At 72.5% G+C, this 14,883-nt stretch carries 24 protein-coding genes; 23 read left to right on the top strand and 1 reads right to left on the bottom strand.

All coding sequences use genetic code 11. The features are described 5' to 3' along the window. Positions 1 to 248 precede the first annotated feature (248 nt). From ACIP84_RS36520 to ACIP84_RS36630, 23 genes are all read left to right on the top strand, one after another. Positions 249 to 620, top strand: a complete 372-nt coding sequence (locus ACIP84_RS36520) for a hypothetical protein (protein ID WP_401804234.1) — start codon at positions 249 to 251, stop codon at positions 618 to 620. A gap of 104 nt (positions 621 to 724) precedes the next feature. After that, positions 725 to 1,420 carry a hypothetical protein gene (locus ACIP84_RS36525; RefSeq protein WP_401804237.1) on the top strand — a complete coding sequence of 232 codons (696 nt, stop codon included), beginning with the start codon at positions 725 to 727 and terminating at the stop codon, positions 1,418 to 1,420. Between the two features lie 69 nt (positions 1,421 to 1,489). Next, positions 1,490 to 1,762 (top strand): hypothetical protein, encoded by a 273-nt coding sequence (locus ACIP84_RS36530; RefSeq protein WP_401804240.1) that lies wholly within the window; start codon positions 1,490 to 1,492, stop codon positions 1,760 to 1,762. A gap of 134 nt (positions 1,763 to 1,896) precedes the next feature. Further along, positions 1,897 to 2,649, top strand: coding sequence for a hypothetical protein (locus tag ACIP84_RS36535; protein ID WP_401804243.1), 753 nt, complete (start codon positions 1,897 to 1,899; stop codon positions 2,647 to 2,649). Positions 2,650 to 2,722: 73 nt separating this feature from the next. Further along, positions 2,723 to 3,109: a hypothetical protein gene (locus ACIP84_RS36540; RefSeq protein ID WP_401804246.1), complete on the top strand. Its 387-nt coding sequence runs from the start codon at positions 2,723 to 2,725 to the stop codon at positions 3,107 to 3,109. 74 nt (positions 3,110 to 3,183) lie between these two features. After that, positions 3,184 to 3,582: a hypothetical protein gene (locus tag ACIP84_RS36545; RefSeq protein WP_401804249.1), complete on the top strand. Its 399-nt coding sequence runs from the start codon at positions 3,184 to 3,186 to the stop codon at positions 3,580 to 3,582. 118 nt (positions 3,583 to 3,700) lie between these two features. Further along, positions 3,701 to 4,345, top strand: coding sequence for a hypothetical protein (locus tag ACIP84_RS36550; protein ID WP_401804251.1), 645 nt, complete (start codon positions 3,701 to 3,703; stop codon positions 4,343 to 4,345). A gap of 136 nt (positions 4,346 to 4,481) precedes the next feature. After that, on the top strand, positions 4,482 to 5,177 hold the full coding sequence (locus tag ACIP84_RS36555; RefSeq protein ID WP_401804254.1) for a hypothetical protein: 696 nt from the start codon (positions 4,482 to 4,484) through the stop codon (positions 5,175 to 5,177). Positions 5,178 to 5,262: 85 nt separating this feature from the next. Next, positions 5,263 to 6,186 (top strand): hypothetical protein, encoded by a 924-nt coding sequence (locus tag ACIP84_RS36560; RefSeq protein WP_401804257.1) that lies wholly within the window; start codon positions 5,263 to 5,265, stop codon positions 6,184 to 6,186. 97 nt (positions 6,187 to 6,283) lie between these two features. Beyond that, positions 6,284 to 6,712, top strand: a complete 429-nt coding sequence (locus tag ACIP84_RS36565) for a hypothetical protein (RefSeq protein WP_401804260.1) — start codon at positions 6,284 to 6,286, stop codon at positions 6,710 to 6,712. Next, entirely contained in the window at positions 6,709 to 6,927 is a 219-nt protein-coding gene (locus tag ACIP84_RS36570) for a hypothetical protein (RefSeq protein WP_401804262.1), read from the top strand. The genes ACIP84_RS36565 and ACIP84_RS36570 overlap by 4 nt, the downstream gene beginning before the upstream one ends. A 76-nt stretch (positions 6,928 to 7,003) precedes the next feature. Continuing rightward, entirely contained in the window at positions 7,004 to 7,693 is a 690-nt protein-coding gene (locus ACIP84_RS36575; RefSeq protein WP_401804263.1) for a hypothetical protein, read from the top strand. 50 nt (positions 7,694 to 7,743) lie between these two features. Continuing rightward, positions 7,744 to 8,298: a hypothetical protein gene (locus ACIP84_RS36580; RefSeq protein WP_401804265.1), complete on the top strand. Its 555-nt coding sequence runs from the start codon at positions 7,744 to 7,746 to the stop codon at positions 8,296 to 8,298. 64 nt (positions 8,299 to 8,362) lie between these two features. Then, entirely contained in the window at positions 8,363 to 8,665 is a 303-nt protein-coding gene (locus ACIP84_RS36585) for a hypothetical protein (RefSeq protein ID WP_401804267.1), read from the top strand. Then, entirely contained in the window at positions 8,662 to 9,240 is a 579-nt protein-coding gene (locus tag ACIP84_RS36590; RefSeq protein WP_401804269.1) for a hypothetical protein, read from the top strand. The genes ACIP84_RS36585 and ACIP84_RS36590 overlap by 4 nt, the downstream gene beginning before the upstream one ends. After that, a complete protein-coding gene (locus tag ACIP84_RS36595) occupies positions 9,237 to 9,539 on the top strand; it encodes a hypothetical protein (protein WP_401804270.1) in 303 nt (100 codons plus the stop codon). Before ACIP84_RS36590 ends, ACIP84_RS36595 begins: the two co-directional genes overlap by 4 nt. A gap of 98 nt (positions 9,540 to 9,637) precedes the next feature. After that, positions 9,638 to 10,087 (top strand): hypothetical protein, encoded by a 450-nt coding sequence (locus ACIP84_RS36600; RefSeq protein ID WP_401804272.1) that lies wholly within the window; start codon positions 9,638 to 9,640, stop codon positions 10,085 to 10,087. Next, positions 10,084 to 10,419 carry a hypothetical protein gene (locus ACIP84_RS36605; RefSeq protein ID WP_401804274.1) on the top strand — a complete coding sequence of 112 codons (336 nt, stop codon included), beginning with the start codon at positions 10,084 to 10,086 and terminating at the stop codon, positions 10,417 to 10,419. Before ACIP84_RS36600 ends, ACIP84_RS36605 begins: the two co-directional genes overlap by 4 nt. Continuing rightward, entirely contained in the window at positions 10,416 to 10,877 is a 462-nt protein-coding gene (locus ACIP84_RS36610; protein ID WP_401804276.1) for a DUF4262 domain-containing protein, read from the top strand. The genes ACIP84_RS36605 and ACIP84_RS36610 overlap by 4 nt, the downstream gene beginning before the upstream one ends. Positions 10,878 to 10,906: 29 nt before the next feature. Then, positions 10,907 to 11,263 (top strand): hypothetical protein, encoded by a 357-nt coding sequence (locus ACIP84_RS36615; protein WP_401804279.1) that lies wholly within the window; start codon positions 10,907 to 10,909, stop codon positions 11,261 to 11,263. 90 nt (positions 11,264 to 11,353) lie between these two features. Continuing rightward, positions 11,354 to 11,719 (top strand): hypothetical protein, encoded by a 366-nt coding sequence (locus ACIP84_RS36620; protein WP_401804281.1) that lies wholly within the window; start codon positions 11,354 to 11,356, stop codon positions 11,717 to 11,719. A gap of 67 nt (positions 11,720 to 11,786) precedes the next feature. Next, entirely contained in the window at positions 11,787 to 12,833 is a 1,047-nt protein-coding gene (locus ACIP84_RS36625) for a hypothetical protein (RefSeq protein ID WP_401804283.1), read from the top strand. A 373-nt stretch (positions 12,834 to 13,206) separates the two neighbouring features. Further along, entirely contained in the window at positions 13,207 to 13,704 is a 498-nt protein-coding gene (locus ACIP84_RS36630) for a hypothetical protein (protein WP_401804285.1), read from the top strand. 703 nt (positions 13,705 to 14,407) lie between these two features. On the opposite strand, the gene ACIP84_RS36635 is transcribed toward ACIP84_RS36630, so the two are convergent. Further along, positions 14,408 to 14,665: a hypothetical protein gene (locus ACIP84_RS36635; protein WP_401804288.1), complete on the bottom strand. Its 258-nt coding sequence runs from the start codon at positions 14,663 to 14,665 to the stop codon at positions 14,408 to 14,410. Positions 14,666 to 14,883 lie beyond the last annotated feature (218 nt).

The raw sequence follows: 14,883 nt of genomic DNA on the forward strand, positions 1-14,883 counted from the left end.
GTGGAGCGTTGGTGTTGGGCGGGTCGCTCGTTCCGTCCAACGTTGAGAACTGTACACCACGTCCGATGTTCGTCAACACCCCTGCGCTCATGCATCCCTTGGGTTCCGGTCCCTATAGGGGTGCCCGATTCATTGTTGGACACGGTGTGCACTTTTCATGTGTGGTCGTGTACAGTGGTGCTTGCACCGACCGGCGGTGCGGACGAGCGACCGTCACCGCCGAACGCTCCAAACCCAAGGGGACCCCTGTGTCTGCTTCCACCGCCCGCCGCGCCCACCGCCGTGCTCTCGCCGCCCGGCTGCGTGCCCGCCGCGTCGAGACCCGCGAGCACCGCGACCTCACCCAGCGCGTCAAGGTCAGCGACTACCTGACGATCCTCGGCATGGACGAGCCGGAGATCGACCGGTACGGATCCTGGGCCGGCCGTCACGTCGCCGCCGAGTACCGGGCCGCGCACCACGGCCACCAGCCGCGCCAGACCCGTAGGCGCACCAAGCCGTGCAAGGGCTACCCCGAAGGCCGCTGGATCAAGGTCTTCATCTACCGCCTGACGGACCCCGCGCTCCCCACCGGATGCGGCAAGTACAAGCGCACCGCCGAGTACGTCCCCGCCGCGTAGCCCCCGCTACGCCCCATGACCGGCCGGGCGGCCCCACTCCCCCTCCACGGGCCGCCCGGCCACCCTCACCGCTCACCCCTGCCCACTCCCGACTGGAGACGCCCATGCTCGCGTTCGACCGCCCCGCCCCCGTCCTGCCCACCGTGGTGACCGTCCTCCTGTGCGGCCAGTGCGGCACCGACCCGTTCACCGCACGGCCGGACCGCCGCTTTCACTGCCCGTGCGGCCACGTGCTCACCGTGCGGGACATCGACCTCGACGGTGACGAGGAGTGGTGCGTGACGTCCGCCGGACAGCTGGCCTACCTCCCCGGCCCGGTCGCGGCGCTGGAGCGGTACCGGGCGGCGCTGGTCGTGATGAACGACCGGGGCGCGTGGGGCGTTGAACTGGAGGCCGCGCACACGGAGTTCCTCACCGCGCTCGCCGAGCTGGAGGCGGCCCGCCTGATGGGCGTACGGCTCCCCTCCAATGCGCCCGGGGCGATCGGGCGGGTATTCCTGGCGGTCGTCGTCAAGGAGGACGGGACGTACGGCGGGGGCAACCCTCACGCGCTGGGGTGGCCGTGCACGTCGTGCGCCCCCCGCAACATCGACCCGTCGAATCAGGAGTCCTACCCGTGCCGGAACCCGCGCGGGCACGCGTGGCGCACCGTGGAGGGCTGGAAGCTGTGGGCGGACCGCCGGGACGTGCGCACGTACCGGCTGCTGTCGCCGATCGCGCCGGACTTGGCCACGGCCCGTGAGCGCGCCCGCGCGATGGTGGCCCGCGAGCGGGCCGGCTGGCAGCGCGTCTCCGCGTAGTTCCCCGCCCTTCCCGGGGGCGTGGCACCCCGCTGCGCCCCGCCCCTTCCCTCGAATGGAGATCCCGTCATGTCCCGTGCCCGTCTGTTCCTTGACCGGTGCCGTGCCGCCGCCGTGCTCGCTGGTCTGCTGGCCCTCCTGGTGCTCTTTGCCGCCGCCATGGTCGGCGCCGTACGCTCCGCTCCGCCCGCCCCGGCGCGCCCGGCCCCGCCGGTCACGGTTGTTGCCGACGTCGACCGGGAAGGGCCCGGCGACGACAACGGCGACGGCCGTGTGGATGAGGACGAGTCGGGGTGGGACTGCCGGACGATGGGCAACCGGGTGTGCGGGCCGGCCGCGTGACCTCACCCCTCCCACCATCGGGGGACATGGTGTACAGTTTTACTTGTTGGACCGCGCGAGCGAGCGGGCCAACGCCAACGCTCCGAACCCACCAGAAAGGCACCACCGTGCCCACGACCCTGCCCACGTGCAGCGTGACGTTCATCCCCCTGATCGTCGCCAACCGGCCCGACGAATCCCCCTACCAGCAGGCCCCGCACGGCACGGACATGACCATGCTGCGCATCGTCCCCGCGACCGACGTCCGCGCCGGAGACCTCGTGCTCGGCGGAACCAGCGCCCCGCTGAACCCCAACCGGCTGCGCTGGGCCATGCAGTCCGCCGCCGCGTTCGTCGCCCTCCCGATCCGAATGTGGGGCGCGGTCTGCATCGACGGGCAGACGCCCTTCTGGGAGCCGGACGAGATGGTCATGGTCATCCCGCGCGAGCACCGGCCCGCCGACCGGTGCGCGGTCGGGGACCGGGTGGAACGCACCATCGTGCACACCCCGCCCCTGGACTACATGGGACGTCAGCCCGAGAAGCGCCTGATGCTCCAGCGCGGCACCGTCACGGCCGTGGACGACGGCGCGCTCTCGATCGCATGGGACGGCCGTTGGCCGAACGCGGAGATCCCCGACACCGGCATCCGGCCCGTGGACCACACCCGCGTCGAGCGCGAGCGTGCGGCGACCGGCTTCGCCGTGGGCGACCGCGTCACCCGCCACAACGACACCACCACGACGGGCGTCGTCATGGAGCTCTGCCGCCACTGGTACGACGCCCGCTCGATGGCCCGCGTCGACTGGCCCCGTGACCCCCACTGGGACACCCGCACCGTCGAGACGTCCAGCCTCGCGCACGCCCTCCCCGTGGCGCCCGCCGCGCCCGTGCTCGTCTCCGCCTGACACTCCAGCCGGCCCGGGGCGCGCCCTCCCGCGCCCCAGGCCCCCCTTCCTGCACGTCGAGAAAGGCACGCCCATGACCATCCCCATGTACACCCGCGAGGAAGTTGCCGCCGCCATCGCCAGCGGCCGCACGGTCGCCGAACAGTTCACCGACGACGCGAACGCGCTCGACATGTTCACCAACGCCACCCTTGCCGCGCTGGCCAACCCCCTTGCCCACTACCCGGCCCCCGACGCCACGGCGACCGAGGAGGACGGCCACACGGTCACCGTCCGCGCGGTGAGCAACGGCTACGTCTCCGAGTACTCCCGACTTCCCGGGCGCACCTTCGGCCCGTGGGACAGCGCCGAGATGATCCGCGACCTCACCGTGTCCGCGCTCCTCGACAACCCGGCCGCCCGCGCCCTGGTGATGGACGCCGCCATGAACGGCACCGCCACCACCAACACCAAGCACTGACGGCCCGACAACCGCCCCGGGGCGCGGCCCCTTGCCGCGCACCGGCGGCCCCGCACGCCGAGAACGGAACACCCGTGAACCTGACCCTCCCGCGCTTCCACCCGCTCTCCGACATGCCGCTGTTCGAGAACCAGCGCAAGCTGCGCGGCCACGCGTTCTACCCGACCGACGCCGTTCTCCGCCGTCTCAAGCCGAGCACGCCCCGCCCCCGGCCGGAGGACGCGCCGTGCGTCGTCTACCACTCCCCTTGGGGGCACCTCGTCGTCACCGAGATCGACCCCGAGACGCTGGACGGCTACGGCTGGACGTGCCTGCCCGGCTACCCGAACGGGGCCGAGTGGGGAGACCTCGGGTACCTCGGCGAGTACCAGAAGCGGCGCGACCTCCCGTTCGAGTTCTGGGAGCGCGACACGCACTCCAAGGACGCGAACGCGGCGGCCGCGATCACCCGCATCCTCCGGCGCTACGCCTGACCCGCTGACACCGCAGCCGGCCCGGGGCGCGCCCTCCCGCGCCCCGGGCCGCAAGCACCGCCCCTCTGTCACCCTCGCCCGCCGCTCACCACCCGCCACACCGAGAGGAACCCGTCCCGTGCAGACGCCCGTTCTCCCCCAGCTCGACATCCCGCACGCCATCGCTCGACCGCTCGAAGCTGCGGGGCACTCGTATCTGCTCGCGAACGCGGACCGGCCCGGCTCCGCGGCGCCCGTGTCCGGCGCTCTGGTCCGTTCGCTGCTCCGCTCCGCGCTCCACTGCGGCGGTGCGGCCGCGCTGGAGCCCGACACCGGCACGGTTGCCCTGTCGTGGCCGCAGAGCGGCGGCATGGTCCCGGGGCATCTCGGCCCGGTGTTCCGCGCCGTGCCGTGCGAGCGCCCCGCCCGGTCGGCGTGCTGCGCCCGGTGCCAGCACTGGGCCGGCGAGCATGACCACCCGGCCGTGCCCACCGCGTGCACGCGCTACCGGTTGAGCATCGGCCCGGCCCGGCACTCCGTTCCGGAGCACGGCGGGGTGACGTACGCGTGGGTGCGCCGTCTCGGCCGGACTCGCGTCCGGTTCGACATCACCGCGCCGACCGAGGTGTTCCCCGGGGGAACACTCGTGGTGCACCGGATGCCCGCGCCTGGGGACGGCCCGTACGTGTTCGTCGCACACCACCTGCCGATACCGGCGGAGCGGCGAGCGGCGGTCCTGGAGCGGGCCCGTGCCCGCGTCCACCCGCAGCCCTGCCCGTCCTGACCCGCTCGTGAGCGGCTCCGTGCGGGCCGCTCACCTACATGACGACGCAGGGCCCTGATTCTCGCCTGCGCTCCCCTCGATTGACTCGAACGGGTGACGGCCCCGGCCGTCCCCGCCGTCGCCCTGGAGGCTCCCTGTGCCCGGCCTGATCCTGCTTGCCGACCGTGAGACGACCGAGTTCCGTACGCCGCGCGGCGCCGTGCTGCTGCGGAAGTACGGCAGCGTGCCCGGCAGGGAGCTCGTTCGCGCTGCCGTCCGGGCGGGCAACGGCGACCGGGCCGCGCTCGTGACGCTGCGCCCGGCCGCGTACCCGTACGCCGGGGCGTGGCTGTCCGCGCTTGCCGAGCACGCCCCGGCGGCCGCCGACCACCGGAATCCGGGCGCGGCCCCGGAGTCCGTTCGGCTGGTGGCGCGGATGACCCGGACGCACGCCAACGGGATCCCGCGCGCGTCGGACGGGTCGGTGGGGTGGAGCGTGCCCGGGGCGTCGGTGCGGGTGTGGCCCGACGGCCGGCTCACGGTCACGTCGGCGGCCGGGGTGGAGTTGTCGGCGCGGCTGGAGGGGGCGCAGTGGGATACGGCGCGGGTGGCGGCCGTGGCGGATGCGGGGCTGCGGCTGCTGTGCGCGCCGGAGGCCCGGCACATGACGCGGACGTCCCGGCCGCAGGGGTGGGGGCAGTCGTCTCTGTGGTCGGGGCGGTCGTATGACGGGGCGTCGGAGGCGGTGTGCTCGTGCGGGTGGCGGTCGATGGCCGCGTCCCAGCTCGGGGCGCGGGGGTCTGTGGCTGAGCATCTGCGGGACGTCGGGGCAGGGTCCCCTACCAAACCCTGACGGACATGGTGTACAGTTTTGCTTGTTGGACCGCACGAGCGAGCGGCCAACACCAACGCTCCCAACCAACCCGAAGGGGACACCTGTGTCCACGCCGCGTATCCGCGAGATCATCGCCGGGCTCAACCACAACGCCCGCGCCGCCCTCCTGGCCACCGCCGCCGCCTCGAACGGCCGCGTCCCCTACACCGTCCACGGCCGCACCGTGGACGCCCTAGAGCGCCGCCGCCTCATCCGCGAGGTGAACAACCCCAACGGCGGCTTCAACTGGTGCGTCCTCACCCTCGTCGGCAAGCGGATCGCCGCCGAGCTCGCGGCCCGCACCGGAACCACCCAGCCGGAACAGGGCCCGGCCCCCGCGCCTGCCCCGGCCCCGCCCGTCGCCCCTGCCCGCCCGGCGAAGCCGACCGCCGCCGAGCTGGAGCCGCAGTGCTTCCACGCCGCGCAGCTCTTCGCCGCGCTCCACCCGGCCGCCCGGTACGCGGTCGAGACCCACCGGGGCAACGGCTCCGACACGATCCGGTGGGGCGGCCCCTACTTCACCGCTACGGACCTCTGGGGGCACATCGGCGCCGAACCGGGGGCGTGGCTGGCCGAAGGGGACTGGGCCACGGCTGATGGCCTCAACGAGGCGTACGCCTACCTCGACCGCCGCGCGGCCGCCGGGACGCTCACCCCCGCGACGTCGCAGGAAGCGTTCCGGGAGGCGCTGGCCATCCTCGGCGCGCACGCCTCGCCCGCCCCGGTCATCACGGACAAGACCCTCGCCGCGCGGATCGTCGTGTTCTCGTCCGACACGGACCCGGAGGACGGCTTCCCGGTCCACTCGGTCTCCCTGGCCGACCGGCTGTGCCTCGGCCGCCCGTGGCACCAGGTCAAGGCCGAACTCCTCACGCAGGGGCTGACGGGCTGGCACGTGCGCGCCGCCAGCGACGGCGAGGCCCTGAGCCGGGCCCGCGCCCGCTGGACCGCGCACCAGGAGAAGGCCGCGCGCCTCGCCGCCGCCTGACGGCCCCCGACGGGCGGGAGCGCGCGACCTAAGCCGCTCCCGCCCGCCACCCTCCCTCCCCACGTATAGCGCCCCCAGCACTCTGAACGGAGCCCCCGTGACCGCCGCCGCCCCCGCCGTCATCGAGCTTGCCGACACGACCGACCTGCTCTCTCACCCGGTCGTGAGCGAGATGGCCCTCGACCTGCTCGCCGTCCGGCCGCACGCGCTCGCCCAGCTCACCTACCCGGACGGCTCGCCCACCTCCCAGTTCATGGCCCTGACCAACAGCCGATTCCGGGAGCGCACCGGCCAGTCCGGGCCGTTCCTCGGGAGCATCGCCCGCGCCGTGCACGCCCGGCTCACGGAGATGCAGCCCGTGTTCGCCCGTACGGCCGTAACCGAAGCGGAGGCGGCCGAGCTGGAGGCGAAGCAGGCCATCCGCGACATGTGGAACCACGGATACCCGCGCTGCCCGCTCACCCGGTACGCGGACGTCTCCGGGGGCCTGGCCGACGACCTCACCGCCCGGGAGGCCGCCGAGTGAACCGCGAGGGAGCCGAGGCCGCGCTGAGCTCTTACGTCGCCACCTGCGGGCCCGCCGAGGCCGAGGAGCCGGAGGCGTGGCAGGCGAGCGACCTCGTCACGGACCTCCTGCTCCTCTTCGGGCCCGACGCAGCCGCGCTCATCCTCCACCGCGCCGAACGGGACTACGCCGCCGAGCAGCCCGACGTGACCCCGGTCTACGCGGACACCGACTGACCCGCCCCTGCCGCGCCCCCGGTGCCCCAGCCGGCCAGGGGGCGCGGCCCCGAGCCTCACCGCAAGGACCCACCCTGTGACCAGCACCCTTGAACTCCCTGCCGCTCCCGTAGTCGATCTCCTGCGCGACTACTGGACGTTCGCCGACGCGCGGCGCAAGACCCTCGGCCAGTACCTCGACGCTGACGGCGACGTGATGGACGACGACCGCGCCGACTACGACGAGAGCCGAACCACCACCGCGCACGATGCGGCCGACCTCCTCGACGCGGTCATGCTCCAGCTCGGCGAGATGGCCCCGCTCCCCGACGGCATCACCATGACCGTGCCCGGCGTGTTCCACGCCCAGCACTCCGTCACCACGGGCCAACTGAACGACGCGGCCCGAAAGGCGTTCACCAGCGGCCAGTGCCACGCCATGGCCCGCGCCCTGTCCGAGGCCACGGGATGGCCCATGGCGGTCCTCGTGGACAACGAGTGCTCCTACGACCCCGACGACTGCGGCTACGAGCCGGTCGTGGAAGACGTGTGCACCTGCCAGCTCGTGCACCTGGTCGTGATGCGGCCGGACGGCTTCCACGTCGACATCAACGGCGCGCACGCCCCCGGCACGGTGCCCGGCGCCGAAGGCCGGGACGTCGTCCTCGCGAACGAGGGGCTGTGGCAGTTCCTCAACGGCGCCTCTCCGCACTGGCGCCGCCCGGCGCTGGCCGTCGCCCGGACCTTCGTCAAGCCCCTGCTCGACTCCCTCGCCCCCGCCGCCTGACTCCACCCCCGTCGCCCGGCACGCCCCGGCGGCTCCCGAAGGGACATTTCATGACCGGCACGACCACCCCGCCCAGCTCGGCCACCGCCGTCATCGACCACCTGATGAGCGCCGCCTTCCTCTCCCAGCAGGTGGCACTCACCGACCTGGCGCAGCACACCGGCCTGCTGTGGCGCTGCATCTGCTCGCAGCTCAACGGGCTGCACCTCCAGGCCTGCGAGCGGTGCGAGAAGCCGCGCCTGTGGACCAAGGACCACACCCCGCACGCGTACGGCACGCTTCTGGAAGACCTGCGTGCCGCCCTGGCGGAGTGGTTCGACGACCGGCCCAAGCTGCGCCGCCCGGCCGCGATCAGCTTCGGCGTCACCTTGGACTACGACGACGGCCCCGCCTGGGACACCGCGAACCCGACCGCGTACTTCACCGACTCCCCGAACGGCCAGGAGTACCCCGACGACTTCGCGAAGTCGCGCGTGGCTGACGCCCTGGTGGACATCGACGACTTCGACCAGCCGCAGCCGCACGACACGCTCCGCGTCGTCGTCCCGCCGCCGTTCACCACCGGGACGACTGCGGCGGCCGCCGACGAGCCGACGAGCGACTGACCTTCCCCGCCCCGCCGGGGCGCCGCCCGCGCTGCGCCCCGGCCCGTCCCAGGAGAGCCCACCCGTGAACCCTCCCGACGCCCTGTGCGGCGCGCCCGGCCGCGACAAGGAAGCGGGCGTGGACGTGACGTGCGCCCGCCCCTCACACGGTCCCACGGAGCAGCACCGCGCCACGTACTTCGGCCCCTTCTTCAAGCCCCGCGAGCTGAAGTGGTCCGACCCCGAGACGGCCACACTCCTGCGGATCGTCGCCGAGTACGTCACCGAGTCCAACGACATCGGCAGCCTGGACGCCAACGACCTCGTGGCGCGTCTGGAGACCGCCGGATTCACCCTGCCCGAACTCCCCGAAGAGGTCCCCGCATGAACCTGTACCCCGGCCCCTCCATCGACGTCGGCGTGACCCGCACGCCCCAACCCGCCCCGGCCGCCCCTCAGCCGGCCGCCGTGCAGGGGCTCGTGTTCGGCTCCTCCGCCACCGGCCCCACGGTCCGCCTGGACGCCGACTTCTTCGCCGACCGCGAGCGCGTCCTCGCGCTGACCGCGCGCTGGAGCCGGGACGAGCTGTACGCCCTCGGCAACGTCCTGGTGGGCGAAGGGGACCGCCGCATCGAGGGGGAGCTGTTGGAACTGCTCCGTGACGAGCACGCGGGCCCGCCCGGCAGTCCCCGCGTCACGCACGTCGAGTTCGTGACGGACAACGACTACCCGGAGGGCGTGTACTGGCACGACCGCGCGATCTACGTTCACGTCTCTGGGCATGTCGAGCCCCATCGCGTCGACTACGACGATCTCACCCAGGAACAGGCCGTCCAGTACCGCAAGCTCCGGGATCTGCTGGCGGACTACTCCCGCGCGGACCGGCCGAGTCACGGTGACCACCTGGTCGTGGATCTCGGGACCGGGGAGTTCGAGCGGTCCGGGAAGTGGGCGCGGGCATGAGCGACCGGAAGGTGTGCGGCGCCCCGGGCCGCGAGGAGGAAGAAGGCATCGACGTGACGTGCGACCTGGAGCCGCACGGGCCCGGCACGGACCATCACGCCGTCCTGATCGGCCGGTACGTGCGCGAGCCGATCGGCGAGACGTGGTGGCCGGTCGGCCCGCCCGAGCCGCACGAGCGGATCCTGCGGATCATCGCCGACGTCGTCCACGAGGCGACCGCAGGAGACGGCGCCGACCTTGGCGACCTCGTGCGGCTGCTGGAGTCCGAGGGGTTCACGCTCCCGCCGACAAGCCGCTGACACCAGCTGCGCCCCGCTGCTTCCCGGCAGCGGGGTGTAACGGTTTCGGCCCCTCACTCCGTCTACGTCTTGAACCGATCCTGTCCTGGAGGCACGGCATGCCCATCACCACCCCGCCCCCGTTCGTCCTGAGCACCGGGTGCCCGTCCTTCGCCGTCCGCAGGAGCCCGGCCGAGCTGGAAGCGGAGAACGCGTTGCTGCGGGCGGAGGTGAAGCGCCTGCGGGCCGGGGAGGTGCCGTGCGACCCGTTCCAGCCCCTGAGTACGGGCGGGAACCTCCTGTGGGTCCTCGGGAACTCCAGCGCCGACATCCGCAGGGACATCGCACAGTCGGCGGTGCGCGCCATGGAGATGGCCGAGCACTGCGCGGTACAGGGCCACGACGTCACCCTGCGCTCCCTCCGGGCCCGGACCGCACACCTGGAGGAGGTAGTGGAGAGGACGCGGGCGGAGGCGAAGCGTCTGGCCGCCGTCAGCGACGGCACCGGGCGCGGCGTGGCCCTCACCCTCGGCTTCGTCCTCGCGCAGAACGCCGGAGGACGTGGGTGAACGGCACCCGGGTCTTCCTCCTCGACCACGCCCCCGTGCGGGTGCGCGTCCGTGGCGGTGAACCCGTGTGGTTCGTCCGGGACGTGGCGGCCGCGCTCGGCGTGCGGTTCCCGCCCGGCCCCCTGCTCCCCCCGGCGCCGAACGCGCTGCTCGGGATGGCCACGGCCGCCCAGGTGTGGCCGTTGGTGGAGGCGGCCGGCTGCCGGGCACCGGACGCGTTCCGGGCCTGGATGACGGACGTGTCCTCTCACATACTGGACACCCCTGCCCCGCAACCGGCACAGGCGCCGCCTCCCCGGCTGCGCCCCGTCCCCGTACGGAGGACCGCGTGAGCGTCAGCTACGACCTCTTCAACGACAACACCAACAGGTGCTTCCCCCAGCCTGTGTTCCCGAGCTTCCCCATGGACAGCGAGATCATCTGGGTGGAAGCCCCGCACAGCGATGAGCCGCCGTTCGGGTACTCCCTCGGCCTGGCCGACCAGCGCCGTCGCGGCTACGAGGTGGCTGTGTTCGGGCTGCCAGCGTGGCCGACGCTCAACCTGATCGGACACGTCGCCGACCTGCTCTCCCAGGACTCCCCCAAGCCCTTCGAAGGCCTGGAGCTGGACAGCAGCGCCCTGGAGACCGGCTACGCGGCCCGGCTGCGTCGAGTGCAGGACACCAGCCGCCTGGCCGGCGTCGCCCCGGACGCCCCGGTGTGGCAGGTCGTCGTCTCCGACAAGTGGGGCCACTTCCCCGGCAATCCCCGCCACCGCGCTGGTGACCCGTGCGTCCAGCCCCTCCCCTGATCCAGCCACACTCGCTGAAAGGCTCCTTCGTGACACGCCTCATCGGCCACCGCCGTCCGACGGCCGCGATAGCCGCTGCCCTGTGTGCGGTCGCCGTGCTCGTCTCGCTGGGCCTGCTCACGGACGATGACGGCTTGCCGACATGCCCTGCCTCCCGGTCCGGCACGGTGGACATAGTGCACTCCGGTGCCCGGCCGTGCGTGCTGCACGCTCCGCCGGTCTTGCCCGCCCCGGCCGCCGACGTGGACCTCGACATCGACGGGGACCTCGACATCGACGGGGACCTCGACATCGACGGGGACCGCTCGAAGAAGACGACGGCCCCGGCCCGCAGCAGACGGCCGGCCGCGTCGTCGCCCGCGAAGGTCCCGGCGAAGCGTCGCTGACCCGATCGCCCGAACGCTGCGCCCCCGTACGTGGGAACCTCTCGTGCGGGGCGCAGTGCTGTGTCAGTGCCTGGTGCGACCGTGGAACGTATGACCGCATCGACCGTTGAAGCCGACCCGGCCGCCCTCGCGGCAGCGCTCCGGTTGCCCGTGTGGAACGCCCTGGCCGACCGCGCCGACACGATCCGCCGGGCACTGCCCAGGCGCCCCGAGGGCGCCGAGGAGCGGTACGAGTGGGTTCTGTCGCTCGCACCGGGCCAGGCCCGGCAAGCGGCGCTCCTGGACCGCCTGGACGCCCTGTGCGCGCACCTCGCGGGCCGCCCGATGATCGGCTGCTCCCCAGCGGACCCGCTGCCCGTCGCCGCCCTGGACGAAGCCGACGGGTTCACCAGTCCCGAGATCGCCGAGCTGATGGCCGCGTACCGCCGGGTCGTGCCCAGGGCACACGTGATCTGACTCTGCCGCCGGAGCCCCCGCGCGCACCCCAGGACACTAGTTCGGGGGTGTGTCTACCTTCCGCGCCATGACGAAGACCTCTAAGCCGACTCGTGGCCGCCCGACCCGCCTTGATCTGCCGACGATCAACCGCATCGCGCGGTCCGTCCAGAAGGGCAAGACCCGCTCGCAGATCGCCGAGCAGATCGGTGTGCCTCTGTCGACGTTCCAGGGGTGGGTCCGGACCGGCCGCCGCCTCCGGGAGAACGGAGGCGGCGCGACGACCGGGAAGGAGCTGCTGTCGCTGCGCCTGGTGCTGGAGATGGACACTGCCGAACGGAAGCGCGTGGCCATCGCCAAGATCATGTCCGATGACGAGCTGGGTGCGACGGTCCCCGTGGGCCAGACGCCCATCGGCCGCCCGGCCGTACTGAGCCCGCAACTGCTGGAAGCGGTGTCACCGCTGTGCGCAGCGGGCCAGCTGGACGCGGCCGCCAAGACGGCGGGCGTGGACCGGCGCAGCGTCACCCGGTGGCTGGCGCGCGGCCGGAGGGTGCACGCGAACGGCGGCGCGAGGACCGAGCACGAGCGGCTGTGCGGGATCCTCGCCGGCCGCGTCGAGGCGGCCCGGCCCGCCGGGACCACTGTGGTCCTCGCGCAGGGTGAGGCGTCCGTGCCGCGACAGCGGTCGGTCGCCACGAACGAGAAGGTGCGGATCCTGGTGGCCGCCGTCCGGGACGGGGCGACGCGCGTCGAGGCAGCGGAGCGGGCCGGGATCTCCTACCGGACCTTCGCCCGCTGGCTGGCCCTCGGGGACAAGGTCGGCGCGCAAGGCTGGGTGGCCAACGACCACGAGCGGCAGTGCTCGCTCCTGCTCACGCTCGTGAAGCGCGCCGACGACGACAGGCGGAGGGTCGAGGCCGCGGGGCCCCCGCATGCTGCGCCCGATGCCCGGCCGCTGGCGACCGGGGGCGTCCTCCAGTCCGCGTCGGCTGTGCGCTCGATCGGCGAGGCGAGCACGGCGCCGGTGGAGCCGGTCATCGTCATCGGCAGCACGCGGCGGGGGAAGCTGCGGCGCCTGCTGGCGGAAGGGTTCGGCCTGCGATCGGCACGAGCAGTTCCGCACCGCGCGTGACCTGCGGAAACTAGACCAGATGCGGTGTAGCGCATGTGGGTTTCCAAGTGCGGTGTAGCGCATGTGGGCAGACCTACATGCGCTACACCGCACTTGGTACGTGCGCTACGCCGCATCTGGTCACATGCGCTGTGGCGTACGAGAACAAGAAGAACCCAACACAACCGAAGGAAGAAGACGAAGAACTGTCGGTGGGCAACCCAATCCGGTCGCTGCGGGCTCTTGGTGGGCTGACCAGCCCTACTCGGCCGACAAGCGGCCTCACGCCGAGACGCTAGCGCTCGCAGCCGGCACCTTCACCAGCTCGACCCCCGCTCCAGGCCGGGCAGCCGAATCCGTCGGCTCCTCGGCACGAACGAACGGAAACGAGCACATGAAGCCCACCGTGATGCAGGCCCTCGAAGAGTGGAAGGACGCCTCCGACCAGCTCCAGGAGTGCGCCGTCAACGCCCTATGCCTGGCCCTTCCCGGCCTCGGCCCTCACCCGACCCCGTCCTACTGCTGCCCGGTCACCCTCAGCATCAACAAGCCGGGTGAGGTCGGCGACGGCCGCATCTGCGTCGATGACGACACCCGGGCCACCATCGAGCTGGACGACGTCCCCAACGACGTCATCGCGGAAGCGGTCGACGCCGTCTTCGGCATCGGCTGGTTCGACCAGACCGAGGGCCCGCTGGAGGACGAGGGCCCCGGCACCTACAACTACGACGACGAGCAGACCGGCGCCGAGTACGAGGTCGTCCTCGGCGACAACGACACCCACACAGGCCGGGTCCACATCAGCTACGTACCGGTCCCGTACGCCGCCGAACTCCTCGACGCCATCACCACCGCCCGCGAGCGCCAGACGCCAGAGCCCGCGAGCGGCTGACCCTGTGGCCGGCGCTCGTCACGAGCGTCGGCCACCGCCCGACGATGGAGAGGAGCCGAGACGCCAGGTAGAGGGCGCCTGGCTTCGGTACGTCTCCCCCGACAGCACCGCCTGACGGTTGCGCTCGAACGCACCAGCCGCCCCGGATGCCGGGCGGGTCTCGGGAGGAAAGACGCAGTCGCTGTGAGCCCACCCGGCGAACACCTTCGTCACCAGCGTCTTAGCCGGATACGGCGTGTTGCACATCGGGCAGCGCCCCCCGTACCGCGATGGCGTACCGGGCCCGTCCTGCCGGGCGGCCGGCTGCGCCTTGACCTTCGGCTCCCGGGTCTTCCGGGGCTCCCGAACCTGCCGCGGCTCGCGCGCCTCTCGGGGCTTTCGAGGCTGTCGGGGCTCTCTGGGCTTCCGGGGCTGTCGGCCGACCGGCGCGGGCGGCGCTACCGAGCGCTGTCCCGCCTCCGTGGCCGTTTGCAGACAGGACTCGTGGCAGGGCTTGCCCGACTTGCTCAGCTTCCACGGAGCACCGCCGCGCGGCAGCCGACAGATGGCACACGACTCGCCGCCGCTCCCTGATGAACTACCGCGCCCAGAGCGCGGCTTTGGGGTCTTCACGAGCCGGATCGTAGCTGCGGACCGGCATGGTCGACATGGGTTCGAGAACCCTTCACCCGTCCGGGACGGCCTCGGGTCGGGGTGCTGCCGCCTACACCGGCATCTCGTCGATCCGGGAAACAGGCACCATGTGGCCGAGCCCGGCTGCCGTCCACTCGCCCTTCGGCACGTAGCCCATGCTCATCAGCTGCCGGTCCGCCTCGTCTCCGTTGAACTTCTGCCAGTCGGGCAGTTCAGCGACTTCGTTCACGTGCAGGCCCTCGTCCAGAACGGTGAGCTGATAGCCGTGCGGCGTGGATCCGTTCACGGGAAGCGAGTTCGGGGTACAGGCGGCGTGGTGGTCGGACATGACCGAGCCCTTTCTCCTCAGCGAGTGGCCGTCACGCTACCGGGGCTACCAGCGGGTACAGCCGTGCATCACCCTCTCGGGCGGTCCAGACGTACACTCGACCCCGGCGGCGCGCGGCCGCCCGGTATCCGTGATGAGGACTTCGCCCACGCTCGTCCTCGACATCCGGCAAGTCGTCCCTGACGCACCGCGCGAGAAGACGTCCGCTCTGAGCGGTA

The sequence above is a fragment of the Streptomyces sp. NPDC088707 genome (assembly GCF_044752725.1).
GTDB lineage: Bacteria > Actinomycetota > Actinomycetes > Streptomycetales > Streptomycetaceae > Streptomyces.

Excerpts from the sequence above, each read along its gene's own strand:
- ACIP84_RS36525 (WP_401804237.1), top strand. The coding sequence starts at position 725 with ATGCTCGCGTTCGACCGCCCCGCCCCCGTCCTGCCCACCGTGGTGACC.
- ACIP84_RS36530 (WP_401804240.1), top strand. The coding sequence starts at position 1,490 with ATGTCCCGTGCCCGTCTGTTCCTTGACCGGTGCCGTGCCGCCGCCGTG.
- ACIP84_RS36540 (WP_401804246.1), top strand. The coding sequence starts at position 2,723 with ATGACCATCCCCATGTACACCCGCGAGGAAGTTGCCGCCGCCATCGCC.
- ACIP84_RS36580 (WP_401804265.1), top strand. The coding sequence starts at position 7,744 with ATGACCGGCACGACCACCCCGCCCAGCTCGGCCACCGCCGTCATCGAC.
- ACIP84_RS36590 (WP_401804269.1), top strand. The coding sequence starts at position 8,662 with ATGAACCTGTACCCCGGCCCCTCCATCGACGTCGGCGTGACCCGCACG.
- ACIP84_RS36595 (WP_401804270.1), top strand. The coding sequence starts at position 9,237 with ATGAGCGACCGGAAGGTGTGCGGCGCCCCGGGCCGCGAGGAGGAAGAA.
- ACIP84_RS36600 (WP_401804272.1), top strand. The coding sequence starts at position 9,638 with ATGCCCATCACCACCCCGCCCCCGTTCGTCCTGAGCACCGGGTGCCCG.
- ACIP84_RS36620 (WP_401804281.1), top strand. The coding sequence starts at position 11,354 with ATGACCGCATCGACCGTTGAAGCCGACCCGGCCGCCCTCGCGGCAGCG.
- ACIP84_RS36625 (WP_401804283.1), top strand. The coding sequence starts at position 11,787 with ATGACGAAGACCTCTAAGCCGACTCGTGGCCGCCCGACCCGCCTTGAT.
- ACIP84_RS36630 (WP_401804285.1), top strand. The coding sequence starts at position 13,207 with ATGAAGCCCACCGTGATGCAGGCCCTCGAAGAGTGGAAGGACGCCTCC.
- ACIP84_RS36635 (WP_401804288.1), bottom strand. The coding sequence starts at position 14,665 with ATGTCCGACCACCACGCCGCCTGTACCCCGAACTCGCTTCCCGTGAAC.